General features: G+C 61.5%; 25 protein-coding genes. 12 read left to right on the top strand and 13 right to left on the bottom strand.

Translation table 11 applies throughout. The annotated features are described in order from the left end of the window. Nucleotides 1-9: 9 nt before the first annotated feature. Entirely contained in the window at nt 10-1,395 is a 1,386-nt protein-coding gene (locus F8N62_RS02020) for an iron-containing redox enzyme family protein (protein ID WP_150709383.1), read from the bottom strand. Nucleotides 1,396-1,580: 185 nt separating this feature from the next. Next, on the bottom strand, nt 1,581-2,288 hold the full coding sequence (locus F8N62_RS02015) for a tellurite resistance TerB family protein (protein WP_150709382.1): 708 nt from the start codon (nt 2,286-2,288) through the stop codon (nt 1,581-1,583). Between the two features lie 285 nt (nt 2,289-2,573). On the opposite strand from F8N62_RS02015, the gene pcsA reads away from it, so the two are divergent. After that, nucleotides 2,574-3,296, top strand: coding sequence for a phosphatidylcholine synthase (gene pcsA / locus F8N62_RS02010; protein ID WP_150709381.1), 723 nt, complete (start codon nt 2,574-2,576; stop codon nt 3,294-3,296). Nucleotides 3,297-4,165: 869 nt separating this feature from the next. Here pcsA and F8N62_RS02000 read toward each other — a convergent pair. Together F8N62_RS02000 and F8N62_RS01995 are read right to left on the bottom strand one after the other, a co-directional pair. Then, a complete protein-coding gene (locus tag F8N62_RS02000; RefSeq protein WP_150709380.1) occupies nt 4,166-4,978 on the bottom strand; it encodes a class I SAM-dependent methyltransferase in 813 nt (270 codons plus the stop codon). A gap of 34 nt (nt 4,979-5,012) precedes the next feature. Continuing rightward, entirely contained in the window at nt 5,013-5,282 is a 270-nt protein-coding gene (locus tag F8N62_RS01995) for a DUF4242 domain-containing protein (RefSeq protein WP_150709379.1), read from the bottom strand. 181 nt (nt 5,283-5,463) lie between these two features. Between F8N62_RS01995 and F8N62_RS01990 the strand changes: the two genes are divergently transcribed. Continuing rightward, complete coding sequence (locus F8N62_RS01990) at nt 5,464-6,453, top strand: AraC family transcriptional regulator (protein ID WP_150709378.1); 990 nt, start codon at nt 5,464-5,466, stop codon at nt 6,451-6,453. A 41-nt stretch (nt 6,454-6,494) separates the two neighbouring features. Beyond that, a complete protein-coding gene (locus F8N62_RS01985) occupies nt 6,495-6,956 on the top strand; it encodes a GNAT family N-acetyltransferase (protein ID WP_150709377.1) in 462 nt (153 codons plus the stop codon). Between the two features lie 17 nt (nt 6,957-6,973). Here F8N62_RS01985 and F8N62_RS01980 read toward each other — a convergent pair whose 3' ends face one another. The 3 genes from F8N62_RS01980 to F8N62_RS01970 all read right to left on the bottom strand — a co-directional run bounded on the left by F8N62_RS01980 (nt 6,974) and on the right by F8N62_RS01970 (nt 8,884). Next, entirely contained in the window at nt 6,974-8,191 is a 1,218-nt protein-coding gene (locus F8N62_RS01980; protein ID WP_150709376.1) for a cytochrome c biogenesis protein DipZ, read from the bottom strand. A gap of 171 nt (nt 8,192-8,362) precedes the next feature. Beyond that, nucleotides 8,363-8,575, bottom strand: a complete 213-nt coding sequence (locus F8N62_RS01975; protein ID WP_150709375.1) for a hypothetical protein — start codon at nt 8,573-8,575, stop codon at nt 8,363-8,365. A 48-nt stretch (nt 8,576-8,623) separates the two neighbouring features. Continuing rightward, on the bottom strand, nt 8,624-8,884 hold the full coding sequence (locus F8N62_RS01970) for a DUF2790 domain-containing protein (RefSeq protein WP_150709374.1): 261 nt from the start codon (nt 8,882-8,884) through the stop codon (nt 8,624-8,626). A 306-nt stretch (nt 8,885-9,190) separates the two neighbouring features. Between F8N62_RS01970 and F8N62_RS01965 the strand changes: the two genes are divergently transcribed. The 5 genes from F8N62_RS01965 to F8N62_RS01945 all read left to right on the top strand — a co-directional run bounded on the left by F8N62_RS01965 (nt 9,191) and on the right by F8N62_RS01945 (nt 13,542). Further along, on the top strand, nt 9,191-9,931 hold the full coding sequence (locus F8N62_RS01965) for a response regulator (protein WP_150709373.1): 741 nt from the start codon (nt 9,191-9,193) through the stop codon (nt 9,929-9,931). Continuing rightward, the gene (locus F8N62_RS01960) at nt 9,928-11,235 is read left to right on the top strand and encodes a sensor histidine kinase (RefSeq protein ID WP_150709372.1); all 1,308 of its coding nucleotides are present in this window, start codon (nt 9,928-9,930) and stop codon (nt 11,233-11,235) included. The genes F8N62_RS01965 and F8N62_RS01960 overlap by 4 nt, the downstream gene beginning before the upstream one ends. 144 nt (nt 11,236-11,379) lie before the next feature. Beyond that, on the top strand, nt 11,380-12,012 hold the full coding sequence (locus F8N62_RS01955; protein WP_150709371.1) for a CDP-alcohol phosphatidyltransferase family protein: 633 nt from the start codon (nt 11,380-11,382) through the stop codon (nt 12,010-12,012). Beyond that, on the top strand, nt 11,999-12,598 hold the full coding sequence (locus F8N62_RS01950) for a lysophospholipid acyltransferase family protein (protein WP_150709370.1): 600 nt from the start codon (nt 11,999-12,001) through the stop codon (nt 12,596-12,598). The genes F8N62_RS01955 and F8N62_RS01950 overlap by 14 nt, the downstream gene beginning before the upstream one ends. Further along, a complete protein-coding gene (locus tag F8N62_RS01945) occupies nt 12,595-13,542 on the top strand; it encodes a phosphatidate cytidylyltransferase (RefSeq protein WP_150709369.1) in 948 nt (315 codons plus the stop codon). Before F8N62_RS01950 ends, F8N62_RS01945 begins: the two co-directional genes overlap by 4 nt. 142 nt (nt 13,543-13,684) lie before the next feature. On the opposite strand, the gene F8N62_RS01935 is transcribed toward F8N62_RS01945, so the two are convergent. The 3 genes from F8N62_RS01935 to F8N62_RS01925 all read right to left on the bottom strand — a co-directional run bounded on the left by F8N62_RS01935 (nt 13,685) and on the right by F8N62_RS01925 (nt 16,747). Beyond that, entirely contained in the window at nt 13,685-14,443 is a 759-nt protein-coding gene (locus F8N62_RS01935) for a DUF2063 domain-containing protein (protein WP_150709367.1), read from the bottom strand. Continuing rightward, nucleotides 14,436-15,275 carry a DUF692 domain-containing protein gene (locus tag F8N62_RS01930; RefSeq protein ID WP_150709366.1) on the bottom strand — a complete coding sequence of 280 codons (840 nt, stop codon included), beginning with the start codon at nt 15,273-15,275 and terminating at the stop codon, nt 14,436-14,438. Before F8N62_RS01930 ends, F8N62_RS01935 begins: the two co-directional genes overlap by 8 nt. Nucleotides 15,276-15,418: 143 nt before the next feature. After that, nucleotides 15,419-16,747, bottom strand: coding sequence for an acetamidase/formamidase family protein (locus F8N62_RS01925; RefSeq protein ID WP_150709365.1), 1,329 nt, complete (start codon nt 16,745-16,747; stop codon nt 15,419-15,421). A 421-nt stretch (nt 16,748-17,168) separates the two neighbouring features. Here F8N62_RS01925 and F8N62_RS01915 point away from each other — a divergent pair, with 421 nt between their 5' ends. Together F8N62_RS01915 and F8N62_RS01910 are read left to right on the top strand one after the other, a co-directional pair. Next, on the top strand, nt 17,169-18,215 hold the full coding sequence (locus F8N62_RS01915; RefSeq protein ID WP_150709364.1) for a class I SAM-dependent methyltransferase: 1,047 nt from the start codon (nt 17,169-17,171) through the stop codon (nt 18,213-18,215). Between the two features lie 157 nt (nt 18,216-18,372). Next, nucleotides 18,373-19,215 (top strand): NAD-dependent protein deacetylase, encoded by an 843-nt coding sequence (locus tag F8N62_RS01910; protein WP_150709363.1) that lies wholly within the window; start codon nt 18,373-18,375, stop codon nt 19,213-19,215. On the opposite strand, the gene thpR is transcribed toward F8N62_RS01910, so the two are convergent. Next, nucleotides 19,197-19,751, bottom strand: coding sequence for an RNA 2',3'-cyclic phosphodiesterase (gene thpR, locus F8N62_RS01905; RefSeq protein ID WP_150709362.1), 555 nt, complete (start codon nt 19,749-19,751; stop codon nt 19,197-19,199). The genes F8N62_RS01910 and thpR overlap by 19 nt on opposite strands. 60 nt (nt 19,752-19,811) lie before the next feature. Between thpR and F8N62_RS01900 the strand changes: the two genes are divergently transcribed. Continuing rightward, nucleotides 19,812-20,006 carry a hypothetical protein gene (locus tag F8N62_RS01900; RefSeq protein ID WP_150709361.1) on the top strand — a complete coding sequence of 65 codons (195 nt, stop codon included), beginning with the start codon at nt 19,812-19,814 and terminating at the stop codon, nt 20,004-20,006. 14 nt (nt 20,007-20,020) lie between these two features. On the opposite strand, the gene F8N62_RS01895 is transcribed toward F8N62_RS01900, so the two are convergent. Together F8N62_RS01895 and F8N62_RS01890 are read right to left on the bottom strand one after the other, a co-directional pair. Then, complete coding sequence (locus F8N62_RS01895) at nt 20,021-20,374, bottom strand: DUF1428 domain-containing protein (RefSeq protein WP_150709360.1); 354 nt, start codon at nt 20,372-20,374, stop codon at nt 20,021-20,023. A gap of 18 nt (nt 20,375-20,392) precedes the next feature. Then, nucleotides 20,393-21,460, bottom strand: a complete 1,068-nt coding sequence (locus F8N62_RS01890; RefSeq protein WP_150709359.1) for a hypothetical protein — start codon at nt 21,458-21,460, stop codon at nt 20,393-20,395. Nucleotides 21,461-21,897: 437 nt separating this feature from the next. On the opposite strand from F8N62_RS01890, the gene F8N62_RS01885 reads away from it, so the two are divergent. Continuing rightward, the gene (locus tag F8N62_RS01885) at nt 21,898-22,158 is read left to right on the top strand and encodes a hypothetical protein (protein WP_150709358.1); all 261 of its coding nucleotides are present in this window, start codon (nt 21,898-21,900) and stop codon (nt 22,156-22,158) included. Nucleotides 22,159-22,193: the final 35 nt, after the last annotated feature.

The following is a 22,193-nucleotide window of genomic DNA, read 5'->3' as shown; positions in this document are numbered from 1 at the left end:
CGTTGCTCCTTATCGAAGGCTGGATTTGAGCTCGATGAATCGCCGCGTGGCGAGCAGCCCGGCAGGATGCGCGTGTCGATGGGCGGACAACCACGGAATCAGCACCTGCATCTGCTCGGCTGCGGCCAGCCCTTCCAGCGCGGATTGCAGGGTCTGGATATCCGGATCATTGCCCGGCACGTCGGTTTCCACCGCGCCCGCCGTGCTGTGACGGAACGCTGGCTCCGAACGCTCGGGCATCCAGTCGCCGGCGATCCAGTCGTGCAGCAATTGTTTTTCGTAAGGGCTGAACACCCCGAACATCGCCGCGCCATCGCCTTCGATCAACTGCCAGAATCGACTGTCCTGCGGGTCCTGGTGACGTTTGATCCAGCCTTTGTTTTGCAGGGCGGCGAGAAAGCCAGGCAACTGCTCGGGTGCCGAGAGCCATTGATTGACCGTCTTGCCTTCAAATTTGCAGTAATCGGAATGCATGTGCTGACCGAACGGACGTTTGCGTTCCAGCATGCTCAACACTTCAGCGTCGAGGTCAAAGGATTCAATGATCGCCCGACTGCCCTGCCCCAGGTCATTGAGCCGGTAGCCCAGTGCAACCCGGCGTAAGAAATCCTCGCGATCGCCTTCGATCGGCAACAGCTGCAACACCGACTGCACGGCTTTGTGCGCGTGGCCGGTGCTGGCGTTGTCGATGGTGACGTGCAAGGTGAAGTAATACGGATCGATGCCCAGCTCGCTGAGTTCATAGGCGCTGATCAACAAATGCAGCGGCAATTGTTCGTAGCCGAGGTTGTAGCCGATCACCTCGGGCAAAAATTCATCGGCGCATTCGCCCAGCGCCAGTTGAATCGCGCCCTGCAGGTAGTGCTCGTCGGCGATGACGCCGGTGTCCTGCAGACCGAGGTCGGCGAGCAGCTTGCGGTAGATCACCACGTGGTTTTGCGCCGGATTGCCGTCACCCAACTCTTCCAGATAGGTGCAGATCAGCCCCTCAAAGCGCGGATCGCGCCAATGCTTCAGCAGGCCGAACAACCAGGCGCCGTCGACCAGTTTGGTCGGGCCGACCGCTTGCAAAAAAAATAGCGCGTGGGCCTTGTTGCTGAAAAACTGCCGTGGCCCGCCTGACTTGCGGGCGCTCAGGTAGTCGGCGTATTGGCGCGCGACGTCGAGGCTGTGCTGTTCGACGAAGGATTGCAGTGCCGACAAATCCTCGGGCATCGCCTCGGGCACGTCGGCAGCCTGTTGCAGCTGCGCGCGCAGGAAGGTGGTGCCGAGTGCGCAGCGATAATCGGCATCGTCGCTCAGCAGCAGCTGTTCGTAACAATGCTTCAGGCTGCCGGCAGTCGGGATGGCGTGCTCGTGGGCAGGCTGGGTGGCAAGTCGTGTCAGGGCAGTCATGGGCGCATCTCTCGGTCTATGGCCAGTGGCAGGACGCTAATCAACACGTCTCTACATCAGCAGAGCGATTTGCCTGGAGAAAAATTCAATCGGCGTTGGAATTGCCCGGACAGACGGCTTGGACCTTGGCACGCAGCACGCAAACTGATCGTTCCCCCCTCGCGGGAACGATCAGTGACGATCAATCAGGCTGCGCCGCCCTTGGCCTGCTGCTCCAGGTGCACCTGCAATTCGGGATCGATCTGCAGGGCCGCCGCCAGTTCGTCCAGGTAGCTGCGCTCAGCGTCCTGCTGATCGTCCACCAGCATGACGCTGGCCAGGTACATTTCCGCCGCCATCGCCGGGTCCGTCGCCGACTGCGCCACGTCCGCAGCATCCAGCGGCCGGGCGACTTCGTCATCGAGCCATTGCTGCAGTTCCGGGTCATCGGTGTGACGACCCAGTTCGGTGCTGATCATCTGTTTCTCGGCGTCATCTATCCGGCCATCGGCCTTGGCCGCCGCGATCAAGGCGCGCAGGACGGCGTGACTGTGGCTCTCGACTTCAGGGCCGGACAACAGGTCCACGGTGCGCGGCGCCTGTTGCGGCGCTGCCGCCTGACTACGTTGCCAGGCTTGATAAGCCTGAAAAGCCATCATGCCCAGTGAAGCCAGTGCCGCATAGTTAGTGCCGCCACCGGAACGTCGCTGCGTCGAACCGCCCAAGGCTGAGCCGCCGCCGAGCAATCCCCCGAGCAAACCGCCCATGCCGGAACCGGCCCCGCCACCTAACAGGCCACCGAGCAATCCGCCAAGACCGCCGCCGAGGCCTCCTTGAGCCGGTGCGCCGCCTTGTTGTGACCCCGCGCCCTGACCGGCTCGCAGAAGTTGTTCGAGCAAATCGCTGGTGTTCATGACGACGTCCTCATCGGGTGGAGTTATCCAGTCAGGCAACGATAGTCCTCGCCGGCAAATACGCCACCACCGTTTGGCTGACGTCGCTGCGTGAACCCGCCTGCCACCCTTCCTTTAATACGGCGGATTAATCCGCAGTATTTTTTGCCGGCCCAGCTAAGATTTACAGACGGTGAACCTTATTCGCGGATTTCCGGTCGATACCTGCAACCCGACCCGGTTCGCCGCCGCCCTCGATCAACGAGGGTGATGACTGGCTTGCTTCACTTTTTGGAGAACGCCCCCGTGATTTCAACTCTACACATCGCCAGGCTCAAAGCATGGGGCGCCCATGGTTTTACCGCCACCGGCGTGGTCACCGCCTTTCTGGCCACCCTGGCACTGCTGGAAAACCAGCCCACCAATTGCTTGCTGTGGCTGGGCGTGGCGCTGATCGTCGACGGCCTGGACGGCGCGCTGGCGCGCAAGGTCAATGTGCAGTCGGTGCTGCCGAGTTTCGACGGCTCGATCCTCGACCTGGTCATCGATTACCTGACGTATGTGTTCATCCCGGCGCTGTTCATCTATCGCTACATCCCGCTGCCGGACTACACGCTGCTGCTGACCGTGTCGCTGATTCTGGTGTCATCGCTGTTTTGCTTCTGCAACGTCAACATGAAAAGCAAGGACAACTACTTCCAGGGCTTTCCTGCGGCGTGGAACGTGGTCGCGCTGTGCCTCTACATCATTGCGCCGTCGCCATGGATCACCCTGCTCACCGTCATCGGCCTCGCGCTGCTGACCGTGACCCGGATGAAGTTCCTGCACCCGTTTCGCGTGCGCAAGTTCATGCCGATCAACATTGCGGTGACGGCTATCTGGCTGCTGTGCAGTTTGTCGCTGGTGATCAATCACCCGGTGATCAACCCGATGGTCATGGGGTTGTGGCTGCTGATGTCGGCTTACTTCCTGGGTATTTGCATTTGGCGGACTGCGATGGAGTGGTTTGATGGGTCGCGGCATCGGTGAGGGGTGAGGGGTGAGGGTACATATCCGTTTCTGGGGTGATGGCGGCTATTGGTTTCGCCCTTACGGCGAGTCACTTGCAAAAGCGGCAAGTAACCAAACGCTCTTGCCCCACCACTCGGCACCTCGCTTTGGCTCGGTGTGCCCTCACTCCGGCATTGCTCCGCGGGTCGCCGCGAAGGGCCATCCCTGGCCCAGCGCGGCTAAACCGGCATCCTTGCCGGTTTCCCCGCTGCGCAATACCTGCGTTCGGCCAGCGTGGTTTTATGGGGCGCTCAGGATCAAGATCAACATCAACATCAAAACCGCGGCGGCCTGCGGGCCGACCGTGGCTTCAAGCGGGCGCGCTTCGCTGCCTTGATCTTGCACAACCTCTGGACCGAGCAATTTCCCTGTGGGAGCGAGCTTGCTCGCGATAGCGGTGTGTCAGCCGACATTGATGTTGGATGATAAACCGCTATCGCGAGCAAGCTCGCTCCCAAAGGGGGGAATTTGTTGGGCTTGGCATTGGTGTTCAACTGCGATGACTTGGTCGAACTAACCGTCAGGTCGGCCCGAAGGCCGCCTCGTTTTTGATTTTGATCTAGGCGCCCCGTAAAACCACGCTGGCCGAACGCAGGCATTGCGCAGCGGGGAAACCGGCAAGGATGCCGGTTTAGCCGCGCTGGGCCAGGGATGGCCCTTCGCGGCGACCCGCGGAGCAATGCCGGAGTGAGGGCACACCGAGCCAGAGCGAGGTGCCGAGTGGTGGGGCAAGAGCGCTTTGGTTACTTTCGCGCTTTTCGAAAGTGACTCGCCGTAAGGGCGAAACCAATATCAGCCATAACCAAAGAAACGGATATTCACCCACCGCCCCAACCAGCATCACCAGATCAACGCCGGGTGATCACCACTTCAAGATACTCACTCGGCACCACCAGCGACGCATCACCCGCCCGGTTCAAGCGGTTGATCAGCTCCGTCAGGTCTTTTTCCAGCGCCTCGCCTCCCTCCGGTGGCAGCGCCGCAAATGCCTTGTGCACCGGCCCATACCAAGTGCGAAACGTGTCGATGAAATGCGCCGCCGACCGATACCGGAAGTTGAAAAACCGCCGTGTCACCTGAAGCAGAAAATCGCGCTCATCGAAGTGAGTGTGCAACCACGCCTCGGTGCCCCAGTTCGAAGGCGGTTGCGCCCCCGGCGGAGGCGGCAGGTGACGGCCGAGGGTCTTGAACATCTGGCCGACAAAACCTTCGGGCGTCCAGTTGGCCAGGCCGATCCGGCCACCGGGGCGACACACCCGCGCCAGTTCCGCAGCCGCCTTGGCCTGATCAGGCGTAAACATCACGCCGAACGTCGACAGCACGGCATCGAAACTGCCGTCCTCGAAAGGCAGCGCCTCGGCGTCCGCCACCTGGAAGGTCACCTCCAGGCGTTCCGCGCGGGCCCGGTCTTCGCCGCGCTCCAGCAGTGCGGCCACGTAGTCGGTAGACGTGACGTGCGTGCCGCGACGCGCTGCCGCCAGCGTCGCATTGCCGTTGCCGGCGGCGACGTCGAGCACGCGCTCATCGCAAAACAGGTCGCAGGCCTCGGCGAGCTGCTCGCCGACAATCTGCAAGGTGGTGCCGATCACGGCATAGTCGCCACTGGCCCAAGAGGCCATCTGACGGTTTTTCAAGGCAGTAAGATCAATGGGTGTACTCATTAAATCTGCTCCGTTACGGTGGAACATCCCCGGCTTATTCTGCCGTGGTGGGATCGATGATGGTGGTGACCCGGGAAATGCTGTTGGCCGGGAAACCGCTCAGCGCGGCGTGCTCCCTGATCAACTCTTCGCTGGGCGAGATGTACACGCAGTAGAGCTTGTCCGCGGTGACATAACTCTGCTGCCACTGCACCTGCGGCAAATCTCGCAAGGCCCTGCAGGACTTTTGCGAAGCCGCTTTCAAATCCCTTTCTGACAGTGTTCCAGCGCCCGGTATCTCGCGTTCAATGACGAACTTCGGCATGGCAACCTCTCATTCTTGTTATGGATGACAGGGCCGGCAGACCCTGTGCGTCCACTATCGCGCCGCTGGCCGGGGGCGTCCTGCCCGATCGTCGGGCAACCCTGCCCGATCGTCCGGAGGTTTTGCGTTGCGCCGTGACAGGCTCACAATCAAAAGCTGCCCGCTTGCAGGGAAAACTTCCATGGACGCCCTGTCCCAGACCCTGCGCGTCGTCCGCCTGATCGGCGCGATTTTCATCAACGCCAGGTTCACCGCGCCCTGGTGTTACCAGTCGCCGAGCGCCGACACGGCAGCACCGTTCCTGGAGCCCGGCGCCGAGCGCGTGGTGATCTTCCACCTGGTCACCGAAGGCGAGTGTTACGTCGAACTCGGTGATGACCCGCCGCTGCTCTTGAACGCCGGCGATGTCGTGGTGTTCCCTCAGGGCGATGCCCACCGCATGGCCTCGGAACCCGGGCTGAACCCGGCCACGGGAGCGCGGCTGGACGCCGTGCTGGCGCGCCGTCCGCGCCAGTTGAGCTATGGCGGAGGCGGCGCGGTCACCCGTCTGGTGTGCGGCTATCTGGCGTGCGATACGCGGTTGGCCGGCATGTTGCTGACCGGTTTGCCGTCCATCGTGCGGGTCAATGTGCGCGGCTCGGACGCCGGCATCTGGCTGGAGTCATCGGTGCGTTACGCGCTGGCCGAAGCCCGATCCCCAAGGCCTGGCGGCGAAGGCGTTCTGGCCAAACTCGCCGAGGTGCTGTTCATCGAAGTGCTGCGCCTTTATATGCACCAGCAGGGCGAAGGGCGTACCGGTTGGCTGGCGGGTGTGGGCGACCGGATCGTCGGCGCCGCCCTTAACGCGCTGCACAAAAAACCCTGCCATGCCTGGACGCTGGATGAACTGGCGCGCACCGCCGGCACCTCAAGATCGGTGTTGGCCGAACGCTTTCAACAACTGGTGGGGATCTCGCCGATGCAGTACCTGACGCAATGGCGAATGCTGCTGGCGGCCAACCTGTTACGCAGCAGTAACAGCTCGCTGATGCGAATTGCTGAAGAGGTCGGTTATCAGACGGATACTGCGTTCAGCCGGGCATTTCGTCGTGAATTCGGGTCGCCGCCCGCGGCTTGGCGGCGCGGTCAAGCGGCGTCACGGGACAACCTCGGGATTGCCGGTACGCCGTGAATCGGCTTTGATGTGCCACCGCCCCTCGAAAGGATTCCACCATGACGCCTCGCCTGGACTGGCTTGCCGATCACCCCCAGTACAGCGACACCTTTGCCGCCTGGATTCACCATCAATTTCAGTACGAGTACGCCGAACAGCCCCTGGCAGACTGGCAACGGGAATTCGCCGAAGGCCAGGCGAACGGCGACTGGACGTGCCTGATTGCGTTGGACGCAGATGAGCTGAAAGGTGGCGCAGCGTTGGCCAGGGCGGATCTTGCGCGGCGTGCGGATCTGGGTCCGTGGCTCGCCTGCGTATTCATCGCCCCCGAAGCCCGGGGAAAGGGGCTGGCGGAACGTTTGATCGAGGGGATCTGCGAGAAAGCCAAGTCCGGCGGCGTGGCGAGGATTTATCTGCACACTCAGGATCAGAGTGATTACTACGCCAAACGTGGCTGGACGGTGCTGGAGCGTTTTCACGCCTGGGACAAGGAACAATGGCTCATGGTGCGAAACCTGTGAGCCATTGATTTTCGACTTTACGCCGCTGGGGCTGGAGCTTTCGCCTCTTTCAGCAACTGCTGAATCACCTGCTCTTGAGTGTCGTAAGCGCCTTCACCAAAGTGGGTGTAGCGCACCTGCCCCTTGGCGTCGATCAGGTAGTGAGCGGGCCAGTACTGGTTTTCGAAGTTGCGCCAGATCGTGTAGTTGTTGTCGATCGCCACCGGGTAGGTGATGCCGAGTTTCTTCACTTGATCCTTGACGTTGCCGATGATGCGTTCAAAGCCGTATTCCGGGGTGTGGACACCGATCACGACGAGGCCGTCCTTCTCGTATTTTTTCGCCCAGTCCTTTACGTAAGGCAGGGTGCGCTGGCAGTTGATGCAGTCGTAGGTCCAGAAGTCCACCAAGACCACTTTGCCCTTGAGCGAATCATTGGTCAGTGGCGGCGAGTTGATCCATTCGACCGCCCCCGACAGCGACGGCATGGCGCCTTGGGCGTTCTCCAGCATTGTGTCGGCCTTGACCTTGCTGACCAGGTAATCCACGACTTTCGGAACGGTTGCCAACACGCCTTTCTCCAGGCTGCTGACGCCTTCGGAGGACGTACTGGCGAGTAGGGTTTTGTCGGCACCGGTGGAAATCCCGACCGCGGCGGCCAGCACCGCAAAGCCTGCACCGCGGCGCAACCAACCGGTGACCGGGATCGACGCTTTCAAGCGATTGACCAGGCCGCGCCCGGCGAAGATCAAAGTACCCAGGGACAACGCGCTGCCCAAACCGTACGCCACCAGCAACAGACTCGTCTGTGCGTTGGCGCCTTGCAGCATGGCGCCTGTGAGGATCACGCCGAGGATCGGCCCGGCGCACGGCGCCCAGAGCAGGCCGGTGGCGACGCCGATCATCAACGAACCCAACGGGCCGGACATTTTGCGGGTCTCGGGGTCGAGGCGATTGCCCAACAGCACGAATGGACGCGCCAGCCAGCCACCGATCCGCGCAGAAATCAGCGACAGGGCGAACAGCGCCATCACGATCAGGGCCACATGACGGCCGGTGTTGTTGGCTTGTATCACCCACTCGCTGCTGACCACCGCCAGGCTGGAGATCAGGGCGAAGGTCAGGACCATGCCGCCGAGGGTGAGCAGGATCGAGGAACGAGTGCGGTCGACGCCGGCGAACAGAAACGGCATGACCGGGAGGATACAGGGACTGAGGACGGTCAGGATGCCGCCGAGGAAAGCGATGAGTAACATGGGGATCACCTTGAATAGTGTGAAGGGCGACGCATCACACAGAACCTGTGGGAGCGGGCTTGCCCGCGATGAGGCCGGTACATTCAACATGGATGTCGACTGACAGTCCGTCATCGCGGGCAAGCCCGCTCCCACAGGGATGTGTGGTGTATTCAGAACCCGTGTCCGGCCTCAGGCCGTTTGGTTATCCTGCAACTGTCCTTGCGGCGTGCGGCCGGAACCGTCCTGCACCAGGAGGTCATGGGTGCCCTGCCCGTTCACGGGCGTCAGCTGGAAGCAGTTGGTGCTGCCACAGCTGCTTTTCTCAACGGCGGCATTGGCGTGAGCGGCAGCGCCGGCCAGGGCGAAGGCAGCGGCGGTCAAGTAGCGGGTGATGTTTTTCATGAGGGTGTTCCTGTATCAAATGGGATTGGCAATCGGTCAGCGAAGGACTCAGTTGTCTGAGTTGCAGTCAGCAAATTTGCGATAGTCCAGGACCTGGGTCTTGCCCTGGGAATCCAGGTAAGTCAGCTGGGCATCAACAATCCCGCAGGCCGGCGTAGCGTCCTGTTTCAGCGACACCACTTTGCGGATATCCAGGTGCGAGCCGTAGGTGTAGGTTTTCGGGGTGACGTCTGCTTCGGCACGGGCCGACAGGGTGCAGATGTTCAGCGCGGCAAACAGGCAGGCGGCGTAGATGGCTTTAGTGTTCATGGCGGTTTCCTCAAGGCTTCAATGGGTCAATCGTTCTATTGAGCCGAGGCGGTTGGGTTTGCCTCGATGGAACCTATTAGAAGGCCGCGAGGTATCCCGTCTGTGTCGAAAACAGGCGCGTGTAAATCGGTACGTATCAAAGCGGCCTGTGGATACACAGCGATACAAAACCAGCGAAATTCGATGTTTTTGCGTTCATGTGTATCCCTCGACACAGCAGATACACTGCAATACAAAGGGGGGCGGGCGAGCGGGCAAAGGCTCGATAGACTGTGCGTCATTCCCCATTCACAGAGGCCTGGCCCCATGGAACACGTCGATCACATTCTCATCGTGGACGATGACCGCGAGATTCGAGAGCTGGTAGGCAACTACCTGAAGAAGAACGGCCTGCGCACCACCGTCGTCGCGGACGGCCGGCAGATGCGCGCGTTCCTGGAGACCACGCCAGTGGACCTGATCGTGCTCGACATCATGATGCCCGGCGACGATGGCCTGATGCTGTGCCGCGAGATCCGCGCCGGCAAACACAAGGCCACGCCGGTGCTGATGCTCACCGCGCGCAACGATGAAACCGACCGCATCATCGGCCTGGAAATGGGCGCCGACGATTACCTGGTCAAACCGTTCGCCGCCCGCGAATTGCTGGCGCGGATCAACGCGGTGCTGCGGCGCACGCGGATGCTGCCGCCGAACCTGGTGGTCACCGAAAGCGGTCGCCTGCTGGCGTTCGGTCGCTGGCGCCTCGACACCTCGGCCCGTCACCTGCTCGACGACGACGGCACCATGGTCGCCTTGAGCGGTGCGGAATACCGGCTGCTGCGGGTGTTCCTCGATCATCCGCAGCGCGTACTCAATCGCGACCAGTTGCTGAACCTGACCCAGGGCCGCGACGCCGACCTGTTCGACCGCTCCATCGATTTGCTGGTCAGCCGCTTGCGCCAGCGCTTGCTCGACGACGCCCGGGAACCGGCCTACATCAAGACCGTGCGCAGCGAAGGCTACGTGTTTTCCCTGCCGGTCGAAGTCCTCGGTGCGGCGTCATGACACGCTCACTGCACTGGCCTCGCACCCTCGCCTCGCGGCTGTCGCTGATCTTCCTGATCGGCCTGATCCTGGCGCAGGCGCTGTCCTTCGGCGCGCAGTATTACGAGCGTTACGAAACCGCGAAAAACACCATGCTCGGCAACCTTGAAACCGACGTCTCGACCTCCATCGCGATCCTCGACCGTTTGCCGGCCGAAGAACGTATGAGCTGGCTGAAACAGCTGGATCGGCGCAACTACCGCTACTTGCTGGATGAAGGTTCGCCCGGTACAGCCATGAACGACACGCCGATTGCGGTGACGTCGATCAAGGACGCCATCGGCAAGGATTACCCGATGACGGTGACCGACATTCCCGGCCCGATCAAACACTTCCAGGTCCATTTGAAACTCGCCGATGGCAGCCCGGTGACCATCGACGTGCGCCCGTCGATGGTGCCGTTGTCGCCCTGGTTACCCGTCGTGTTGCTCGGGCAACTGTTGCTGATGATTCTCTGCACCTGGCTGGCCGTGAGGATCGCTATCCGCCCCCTCACCCGCCTCGCGGAGGCCGTGGAAACCCTCGACCCGAACACCCACGCGGTGCTGTTGGATGAAAAAGGCCCGACCGAAGTGGCCCATGCCGCCATGGCCTTCAACGCCATGCAGGCGCGCATCGCGGCCTATCTCAAAGAGCGCATGCAACTGCTGGCGGCGATTTCCCATGACCTGCAAACCCCGATCACCCGGATGAAACTGCGCGCCGAACTGATGGACGACTGCAGCGAAAAAGACAAACTGTGGAATGACCTCAGCGAGATGGAGCACCTGGTACGTGAAGGTGTGGCGTATGCGCGCAGCGTTCATGGCGCCACCGAAGAAAGCCGCCGCACTGACCTGGATTCGTTCCTCGACAGCCTGGTATTCGACTATCAGGACATGGGCAAAGAGGTGCAGCTCAGCGGCAAAAGCGACAGCGTGATCGACACCCGGCCGCATGCCTTGCGGCGGGTATTGGTCAACCTGACCGACAACGCGCTCAAATTCGCCGGCGCAGCAGAATTGCTGGTGGAATCAAAAACCGGCGGTCATTTGTCGGTGAAAGTGATGGACCGTGGCCCCGGGATCGCCGAAGAGGAACTGGCCCATGTGATGGAGCCGTTCTACCGCGTGGAGAATTCGCGTAACCGCAGCACCGGCGGCACCGGCCTGGGCCTGGCGATTGCCCAGCAACTGGCGCTGGCCCTTGGCGGCTCATTGACCCTGAGCAACCGTGATGGCGGTGGTTTATGCGCGGAGCTAAGATTACCAACCCGCTCTTTGTAGGAGCAGCCGGTCGACGCTCGATTGCTCGCGATGGACGTCAACGATGACGCGTGTAGCCTGGATGAACGCGTTATCGTTTACGTCCATCGCGAGCAAGCTCGCTCCTACAGGAGCACACCGCATCATTTATAGGGATATTAGCGAATGGATGAAAACCGAAGACCCATCAAGTCGCGTTCTGCGGGATGGGCCAGACACGTCACCGACAGGCTGGTGAAAAGAGATATCTCCCCCAATCAGATCTCCGTCGCCAGCATCGCGTTTGCGCTGGCGGGCATCGTGGCGCTGAATATCGATAATGGCGTCATCGGATCAATCCTCTGCGCGATCGGCATTCAATTGCGCCTGCTGTGCAACCTCTTCGACGGCATGGTCGCGATTGAAGGCGGCAAGAAATCCGCCATCGGCAGCCTCTACAACGAATTCCCGGACCGGATCGCCGACAGCCTGCTGCTGGTCGGGCTCGGGTATGCCATCGGCTATTCGGACCTCGGCTGGTTGGCGGCGCTCGCAGCGGCACTGACCGCCTATGTCAGGGTGTTTGGTGGTTCCATCGGCCTTCAGCAGAGCTTCATCGGCCCGATGGCCAAGCAGCACCGGATGGCGCTGATGACCGCAGGACTTCTGCTGAACGCTGTTGAAGCCGGTTTTTACGGCAGTCATTACGTGCTGTTGACGGTGCTGATCATCATTGCCGTCGGCTCCGTCGCGACCTGCGTCACGCGAACGCTGAACATCTCGAAACAGCTCAAAGGTGCCGTCCATGTGGATCAGTAATGCACTGATTTCGGTTCTTCGCTTCCTCATCGGTGTCACCGCGAGGTGGGAGAGCCCACCGGATCTGTCACGCCAACGGATCTATTTCGCCAATCACACCAGCCACATGGACACCCTGGCAATCATTGCCGCCCTGCCCCCCGAAGCCCGGATAAATGTAAAACCGGTGGCCGCCGCCGATTACTGGGGAAAGAACCGCTTTCTGTCGTACATCTCCCAGAAGGGCCTGAATGCCGTGCTGATCGACCGCAACCCGGCGCCCGGCGTCAATGTGCTGGAGCCGATCTTCGATGTGGTGCGCGCCGGCCATTCGATCATCATTTTCCCGGAAGGCACGCGCTCCAGCCAGGCCTTGCCCGGCGAATTCAAATCGGGGCTTTATCGGCTGAGCGAGGCCTTTCCCGACGTCGACCTGGTGCCGATCTACCTGGAAAACCTGCACCGTTCCATGCCCAAGGGCAAACACGTGCCGCTGCCGATTATCTGCACGATCCGCATCGGTAACCCGCTGGAGCGAGTGGCCGGCGAGGAAAAACAGGTATTCCTGGAGCGCGCGCGTGACGCCATTGTGAGGCTGTCGAAATGAGTCTTGAAGCAAAGTTCCTGTGGTTCTTTTTTGCCATCGCCTGCCTGTTGGCGTTGGCGTCGCTGACCGGCCGCCTGCTGGCCCGGCGCGCCAAAAGCGAAAGTTCGATCTCGACCATCGACAATCTCAACCAGCGCGTGAACGCCTGGTGGGGGATGGTGATCATCTTCTTCGTGTCCTACCTGTTGGGCGGGACCGCGACCGTTGTGCTGTTTGCCTTCATTTCACTGTTCGCACTCAGGGAGTTCATCACCCTGACGCCGACCACCCGAGGCGATCACAACGCGCTGTTCTCGGCGTTTTTCGTTCTGATCCCGCTGCAATACCTGCTGATTGGCACCCATTGGTACTCGATGTTCACCCTGCTGATTCCGGTGTACGCGTTCCTGTTGCTGCCGGCGATCGCGGTGCTGAGCCAGGACACCGAGGGTTTTCTGGAGCGCACGGCGAAGATCCAGTGGGGGGTGATGATTTGCATCTATTGCATCAGCCACGCGCCGGCGCTGTTACTCCTGGATCTTGAAGGGTTTCAGGGCCAGAACGCGCTGCTGCTGTTCTATCTGGTGTTCGTCGTGCAGCTGAGTGACGTGTTGCAGTACGTGTTCGGAAAACTCTTCGGCAAGCACAAGGTTGCACCGCTGGTGAGTCCGTCGAAAACCGTGGAAGGCCTGGTCGGTGGCGGCTTGTCGGCGACGCTGATCGGCGGCTGCATGTTCTGGATGACGCCCTTCACTTTCTGGCAGTCGCTGCTGATGTCGTTGGTGATTGTGGTGATGGGTTTCCTGGGGGGCCTGGTGATGTCGGCGATCAAACGCAGCCTCAGCGCCAAGGACTGGGGCACCATGATCAAGGGCCACGGCGGCATGCTCGACCGGATGGACTCAATCTGCTTCGCGGCACCGATCTTTTTTCACCTGACGCGGTACTTCTTCTCCGCCCAGTAAGCCAAGTCACCCCAAAGCTACTGTGGGAGCGAGCTTGCTCGCGAAGGCGGACCTTCAGACAACATCAATGTTGAATGTAAGTCCCTCTTCGCGAGCAAGCTCGCTCCCACAGTGGACCTGGAGTGTCAGGGAGATATCGCAATTATGCGACTACGCCCACCACCCCTTCCCCCTGCATCTGCCGCAACAACGCCGTCCCGCTATCCATGAAATCCTGCGACCCGGCCGCTCCCGCCTCTACCGCTAATCCTTCCAATTGCTCGCGCCCGTTCAGCTCGGGAAACTCGCCAATGCGCTGCAACAACCGCCACGCCAAGGGGCTCAGCTCGGAAAACTTCACGCTCCAGTCGTCCGCCCGACGCACCAGCAGCAACGTCGGTTGGGCCGGTGGCGTGTCAGGCTGATAGTCGGGGCCCACCAACTGCACCGGCCAGGCATACGCCAGTGGCCAGGCCAGCGGTGAAACCTGCAACGGCTGATCCAGCAGAGACCCGGCATCACTCGCCGGCAAAGGCTCGGCGTCGGACTGCTGCAACGCCATCTCGACCCACTCGTAATGCGCCAGCTCCACCATGAATGTGGGCCACGCTCGATCATTCAGAGCCGGCGGTTCTGCGGCGAGAAACGCGACAAACTCCTCGGCAATCTCACCGAATTTCGGCGTGCGCGCGCGGTAGTCCCGCAGGAAAATCCGTACCAGCGCACGCCAGGGTTCATCGCCGAGAATCTTGATCAACACCGGAAAAGTGCCGCTGAGCAACGTCGACAGGTTGGCGAAAATCAAGTCGCGGTACACCTGGGCCCGGGCCACGTCCATGCCGGCCGGCGGCGCGCAATTATCCGGGTCGCGCAGGTAGAGACCGAGCGTGTTTTGCTGCTCGAACAGCGCTGATTTATCCACGGTTGACCCCCTCGGCTTGCAAGCGGCGGATGGTTTGCAATTCGCCGACCAATTCAGCGAACGCGGGGAAATTGAAATCCCGCTCCAGCAGCGTCGGTTGCGCGCCGAACCGGGCGTAAGCCTCGGCCAGCAGCGACCACACCGCCGGTTTCACCGAAGCGCCGTGGGTGTCGATTTTCAGCGTGTCGGACTCATCGAAATGCCCGGCGATGTGCATCGCCACCACCCGCCCCGAATCGATGCCGGCGAGGAACGCATGCGGATCGAAGCCGTGGTTGATCGAATTGACGTAGACATTGTTGACGTCCAGCAGCAGGTCGCAGTCGGCTTCACGCAGTACCGCGTTGGTAAAGGTCAGCTCGTCCATGTCCTGCCGGGGCGCGGCATAGTAGGAAACGTTTTCCACGGCCAGACGCCGACCGAGAATGTCCTGGGCCTGACGAATGCGGGCGGCAACGTGGTGCACCGCTTCCTCGGTAAAGGGCAGCGGCAACAGGTCATAAAGGTGACCGTCATCGCTGCAATAGCTCAGGTGCTCGCTGTACAGCGGCACGTTGTAGTGATCGAGAAAAACCCGCACCTCGTGCAGGAAACCGCTGTCCAGCGGTGCCGGCCCGCCCAGTGACAGGGACAAGCCATGACAGGACAGCGGATAGCGTTCGGCCAGGCCGCGCAACGCCGCGCCATGGGCGCCGCCGATGCCGATCCAGTTTTCCGGCGCGACTTCCAGAAAATCAAAATCACCGGTCCGGGCCGCCTGCAGGTCTTTGATTAAACCGCGACGCAGGCCGAGCCCGACGGTGGCTTTGGCTGAGGGGGTGGGAGTCTGCATGGTGTCGATCTCAAGGTGGCCGGTTCGGAATCACAGTTAACCGAAGCGGTGTATCGGCTCTGTGTTGCGCTGTGGCCGAAATTCGCAGCGGTTGTATCGTCGGCGGGTCTGTACACACTGCGGTACAGACCCGCCTGACGGCGTTACGCGAGGTCGTACTTTTCGCGTACCAGCTGGCCAATGCCGATGCGATCAAGCACGTGCATCGGGCACAGGAACGTCACGCGCACGGTGCCCGGCAAGCGGCTGATGTCGATGGAGCCGGTGATGGTCGCGCGGTTGAGCACTTCGTCATATGGCAGGCCAGTGACCGCAGCGGCGCGTTGCAGGCCGTTCTCCACGGCAACGTTGAGGTTCTCGCCGCTGCCGATGAAGGTGATCGGCCCGCTCTGCTCGATCTCGGTCTGGCCCCAGCGCTCGCCCAGTTCCCGGACCTTCTGCCGCTGCCCGGCGTTCATCGGCCGCGCCATGGGCGGCAGATCGTCGAGGTTTTGCAGGAGGATCGGCCCCTCCAGCGTGAGGTTTTTGATCACCTGCACCTGCACTTCGGTTTCCCCGGAACAATCGGTGGCATGCCCGGCGATTTCGCCGTTGCCCTGCTGGGCATGCATGTCGCCCATGTACACGCCGGCGCCCGGCACTTTTACCGGGCAGATCAGCACGCAACCTTCGCGGATCGAGTTGGTGTCCATGTGGCCGTCGGTCTTGGCCGCATGCAGTTCTTCGCGGGTCATGCCAAAACGGTGCGGCGCGCCGATCAGGTACTGGCCGAAATCGGCGCAGTTGTGCGAGTCCGGCAAATCCCGGGACGGCGTGGTGCCGATGTTGCCGAGGAACGGCCGCATGTGCGCGGCGACGCCGGGGATGTCGGCGCGGGCCAGGGACAGGATCGAATGCTGGGCGGCGAATTCCGGCAGCGCCGACATCTCACTGGCGTTCCCGGCCAGCCGGTTAGCCACGTCCTGATTGACCGTCAGGCTGACCTGATTCTGCGCGTCGAAGACAATCACGTAACCATGACTGAAGCGGAACGCGCTGACCTCGGCGCCGCAGTGGTTGCACCGAATCGAATCCTCGCCGATACCTTCAACGTGGCTGGCCGGGTGTTCGGTGCCGCACTTGCTGCAGAATTTCGCCACGAACGGGTCGCCGTTGTATCGGCCTTCGACAAAACTCATCACCCCGGACGACGTGGCCAGGGAGGTGACGCGCATGCGTTTGATCTTGATGGCCACGGCATCACCGATGTCGGCGCCGGCGATGGCCACCGGTTGCGTGACTTCATGGCCGCCCTCGAAGGCCGGGGTGATCATCGGCCCCCAGCAACCCGGTGGCGTGCCGGTGATCAGAGTGCCGCCGTCGGCCAGCGGGCCTAGCATCGGCTGGCTCGGGCCGATGAGACCGTTGGTGTATTGATCGACGCGCAGGTAATGGACGGGCGTGGGCTGGAGGTCGGATTCAGACGTGGTCATTGGTGTCCCCTTAACGATGAATAGCGTGCCAGACGGCCTTCGCAGTTCATCGCAGGTTTGTATCTGGGCTGTGTTCGGCGCAGGTCGGGAATGCAGTGGAATGTGTCGCGATGGCGTCCAGATACAGTGCGATACACGCCAATCCCTGTGGGAGCGGGCTTGCCCGCGATGGCGGTGTATCAGGCAACAAGGTCGTTGGATGTACCGGCCTCATCGCGGGCAAGCCCGCTCCCACAGGGGTTGTGGTCATTTTGAAAAATGGGCTTTCGTCGCTAAAGGCTGCGGCACACAGCCCGCCAACTAAACTTAATGCACCCAGGACGCACTCATCGTCCTGTTCATTCCCACGACCACCGCCCAGAGCTGAACACCTTTAAAACCAAAGCCTCTGGACCGTGATCCTGCACAAGGAGCACACGTGATGGACGAGGCCAGACTCAACGATTTCATGGGCAAACTGGTGAACGACATGGGCGGCGCGGCGATGCTCGCCAACGTCATCCTCGGCGAAGAGCTCGGGCTGTATCGGGCAATGGCCGACTCTCGGTTGATCACCCCGGAAACACTCGCCGACAAAACCGGCTGCAACCCCCGCCTGCTGCGCGAATGGCTCAGCGCCCACGCCGCTTCCGGCTACATGGAACACCGCGACGGCCAATTCCGCCTGCCCGAAGAGCAGGCCATGGCGCTGGCGAACGAAGACTCGCCGGTCTATATAGCGGGCGGAGTCGGGGTGGTCGCGTCGTTTTTCCATGACAAGGACAAACTGGTCAAAGCCATGCGCGGCAATGGCGCCCTGCCCTGGGGCGATCACCATCCGTGCATGTTCAATGGCACGGAACGCTTCTTCCGCCCCGGCTACAAGGCGCACCTGGTGGCCGAATGGCTGCCGGCGCTGGAAGGCGTGGTGGCCAAGCTGGAGGCCGGCGCCAAGGTGGCGGACGTTGGCTGCGGGCATGGCGCGTCAACCGTGATCATGGCCCAGGCATTTCCGGACTCGCGGTTCGTCGGCTTCGACTACCACGCACCGTCGGTCACCGTCGCTACCCAGCGGGCTGAAGCAGGTGGTGTGTCGGGTCGGGCGCGGTTCTTCCAGGGCACGGCGAAAAGCTACCCCGGCGACGACTATGACCTGATCTGCTACTTCGACTGCCTGCACGACATGGGCGACCCGGTGGGCGCGGCGCGGCACGCCTATGAGTCGCTGAAACCGGACGGCACCGTGTTGCTGGTGGAGCCGTTCGCCAACGACAGCCTCGACGACAACGTCACGCCCGTCGGACGGCTGTTCTATGCGGCTTCGACGTTTATTTGCACACCCAATTCACTGTCGCAGGAGGTCGGTCTGGGGCTGGGCGCGCAGGCGGGTGAAGCGCGGTTGCGCAAGGTGTTTACCGAAGCGGGGTTCAAGACTTTCCGTCGAGCCACCGAGACGCCGTTCAACCTGATTCTGGAGGCGCGTAAATAATCACCGATAATCGAAAATCGATTACCGTAGGAGCTGCCGAAGGCTCGGGCCGCGTTCGGACGATCTTTTGATCTTGATTTGGCGATGCTGAACCTGCTGAAGATCAAAAGATCGCAGCCTTCGGCAGCTCCTACCCGGGCCCAATGGGGGGTTGAATATGCTTGACCGTCGTTTCCGCGAACAACTCGATCGCCTCCAGCAGTTAATGGCCGACCAGCCGTTCGTGGTCCTGACTGGCGCCGGCATCAGCACCCCGTCGGGCATTCCGGATTACCGGGACAGTGAGGGCGTGCGCCGTGGCCGGCAGCCGATGATGTATCAGGAATTTCTCAGCGCCCCGCAATCCCGGCGGCGCTATTGGGCGCGGGCGATGCTCGGCTGGCCACGGGTGCGCCAGGCCCAACCGAATGAAGCGCACGAAGCGCTGGCCAGTCTGCAAAGTACGCAGCAGATCAGCGCGTTAATCACCCAGAACGTCGACACCCTGCATGATCAGGCCGGCAGCCATGACGTCATCGAACTGCATGGCAGCCTCCACCGAGTGCTGTGCCTGGACTGCGGACAGCGCAGTGAGCGCGATGCGATCCAGCACCTGATGGAAGCGCAAAACCCTTACCTGGCCGGTGTTGATGCGGTGCAGGCGCCGGACGGTGACACGCTGCTCGATCCGGCGTTCGAAGCGCGGTTCCAGGTGCCGCATTGCCCGCATTGCGCAGGGGAGCGGATGAAGCCGGACGTGGTGTTTTTTGGCGAGAACGTCGCTCAGCAGACCGCGGCCAGGGCAATGGCAGCCGTGGAAAAAGCGGCGGGCTTGTTGGTGGTCGGGTCATCGTTGATGGCGTATTCGGCATTTCGCTTGTGCCGGGCGGTGGCGGATCAGGGCAAACCGCTGATCGCGATCAATCTGGGCAAGACCCGGGCGGATGACATTCTAGATCTGAAAATCGAGGCTTCGTGCGAACAGCTGTTACCGCTGCTGGCTCAGCGCCTCTCCTCCTGAGCGGGAACGAGGGGCCATTCGGCCAGCGCCCGATAGCGGCCCTTGTGCGATTCAAACAATACAAACCGATCCGCCCGCAGATAAAACTCGGGCGGTGTCGCGGACTCTGGCACCGGCTCCCGATAATCACGCATCAACGTCAAGTGCGGGCGAAACTCCTTCGGCGCGTCCTCAGACCCGAACGGCAGCATCGCCTGCTCCAGCGCATACACCAGCCGCAGCAATTGCGCCGGCGCTTGCTCCGCCGCGAGCACCAGCGCCCCTGCCCTGCGCCATACATCCAGGCGGTCCAGCAAAACGCTCAACGCCACACCCGGCACGCGAACCTCGGCCGCCGCCGCGCAAATTTGTGCAATCTGCGCCACGTTCACCGCGCCCAGAAACAGCAAGGTCAGGTGAAAGTTTTCCACCGGCACCGGGCGGCCACTGCGCAGTTCCAGCGCGCTGCGCCACTGACCGATGGCCTTGCGTTGCTCCGGTGGGCAGCCCAAGGCAAAAAACAGCCGCTTGACCGGCTCCCGGGTTTCGTCGCTCACGCCTGGCACCTCCTGACTGGCACGTTATAGTTGAACCCACCGAATCCACGGGAGGGGGCCATGCGACAGATCATCAGCAAAGAGCCATGGTGGGCGATGCCACCGCAACCGGGGCAGGATGAGTCAGAGCTGGAATGGGGCTGGCTGGTTCACTATAGCGAAGGTGAGCCGCGTTTCGAATTCGTCCGGGAGCGACCGACGGACAGTGAGATCCACCATCGCAAAAGTTGCAGGATCACCCCGGCGTCGGAGTGATCCTGGCGGTGGGGTCAGGCTTTCACGATCATCTCGAAACCACCAAAGATGATGCGTTGTCCATCGAAGGGCATCGGGTTGACGTCCGGCTGCATCCGCGGATCGTTCATCAGTTTGTCCATGCCCGCATCACGGGTGGCTTTGTCTGGCCAAATGATCCAGCTGAATACCACGGTTTCATCGGCCTTGAGTTTCACCGCCATGGGAAACGAGGTGAGCTTGCCGTCAGGCACATCGTCGCCCCAGCATTCCGCGACGCTGAGCGCGCCGCTTTCCTTGAAAATCACGGCGGCGGTTTCGGCGTGCTTCTTGAATTTTTCGCGGTTGGCAGTGGGCACGGCCGCGACGAAGCCATCTACGTAGGACATGGTTTTTTCTCCTTGGGATTACGGGACGGTCTGCTGGTTAGTCGCTTGCGGCGGACTCCAATCGACCGCCCCACTGCCCGAACTGACCGACGGTATCTCGGCGCTCCCGCCCAAATTGCCCTCGATTTGCCCCGCCATGTACAACGTTCCTGCCATCACACCGGTCGTCGGGTTCTGCACCATTTTTATCCAGGCCTTGTCGAACGTGTTGCCCAGGCTGCTGCGAATCAGCGCCTCGCTGTCCGGCCGGTCGCTGGCCTGAATCAATGCGCGAATCCCGGCCACGCCCACGGTAATCAAGCCCCCGGCAAGCTTGCCCGCGGCGGCGGCCACAGCACTGGCGGCACCGCGCGGGGCCATTTCGGCCTCCATTCGCTGGCTGGCGCGCTTGGCCACGGGGGCCATGGCGGTGTCGGTCGAATCAACCCCCTTGTCGCCGCCAGCCTTGTGAATCTTGTCGATCAGCGCCGCGTAGGCCGGCAGCGTGTTCAGCGGTTGGGTGTGCACGACCTGATACAACGAAGCGTCCCGGGCCGACGGCGGTCCCAGGGCGATGGCGGGAATTTTCTGGATCCGGCCGTTGAGCTGGGCCATGGGCACGCCGTAGCGCTGGGAAATCTTTTGCAGTTCCTCCTGAAGAATGTCCACGTAGAACGCGGTGGCCAGGCCCAGAATCTGGTCGGGATCAATCTCGACCGCGACCGGCGCCAGCACGCGTTTCTGGTATTGCTCCAGCAGATAGGCCGCCAGGCGCTTGGCCGAGGCATCCTGTTCGCCCTGGGCGCTGAGGCTGTACCAGCTGACCTTCATCGACAGCCATTCCTGGGTCCAGTAGCTGCTGAACCAGGGGATGAAATTTTCTTCGGTCAGTTGATAGACCCGCGTGCGCCAGTAATCCATGGCCCCGCGCGAATAGATTTTTGCCTGCTCGGTGGCGGATTGGGACGCGGCAACGATGTCCCGGTCCACCTGCTGCCAGGTGCTCTGGGCAATAATTACCGGCGGCGCCGGCGCAGGGGCGCGCGTGGGCGTGACGCATCCCGCCAACAGGATCAGCACGGCGACGATCAGCGAACGCAGGTTCAAGATCGTGGTGTCCTACAGTCTTCCCCGGACCGGATATTCGGGGGTTAAAAGCATTCTGATTTGAGTATAGGCGGTCGTGGAGGGCTATTCGGATGTCGAAGGTGTGGCTGAAGGCCTCTTCGCGGGCAAGCCCGCTCCCACAGGGTTTTATGTCTTAAAGTGAATTGTGCTCCACCACTGATCACTGTGGGAGCGGGCTTGCCCGCGAAGGGGCCCTGCGGAACACCACAAAACCCGACCATCACTTTTATCGATATTCACCATCGCCGCGAATGCCTTCCGCTGAACCACCGTACGGGTAGGATCAACCTCAATCCACCACGAAACCTCGAACCGGAGGGGAATATCATGTTGATCCATCTGCTGACCTGCCTGACCCTGACAGCCGTCACCCTGAGCGTTTTTTCGTGGTATGTCCTGACTGAGGAATGCCCATCATGATCCACTCCGTCACCCTCGCCGTGAGTTTCCCGGTGTTCGGCAACAACTACTATTCGCAGCAGGTCGTCTCGCGCAAAGTGCTGTCGCTGGTGTTCGACAAATCCTTCGAAGCGCTGCTGATGCCGGCCGCCGCCAATCACTTCAGCAACGAAGTGGTCGGGCTCAATGACCAGTTCCGGTTCCTCAACGATGTGCTGACGCAACATTTGCTGGTGACCGAACTCGCCGCTAATGCTCCTCGCAATCAATACTTCTGAGCAGACGATTCAGGCTCCGCCCGTCACCAGCATTC

It is taken from the genome of Pseudomonas fluorescens, assembly GCF_902497785.1.
Lineage (GTDB): Bacteria > Pseudomonadota > Gammaproteobacteria > Pseudomonadales > Pseudomonadaceae > Aquipseudomonas > Aquipseudomonas fluorescens_BO.
Note: the sequence above shows the minus strand (reverse complement) of the source record. Positions and strands in the feature narration are given on the sequence as shown.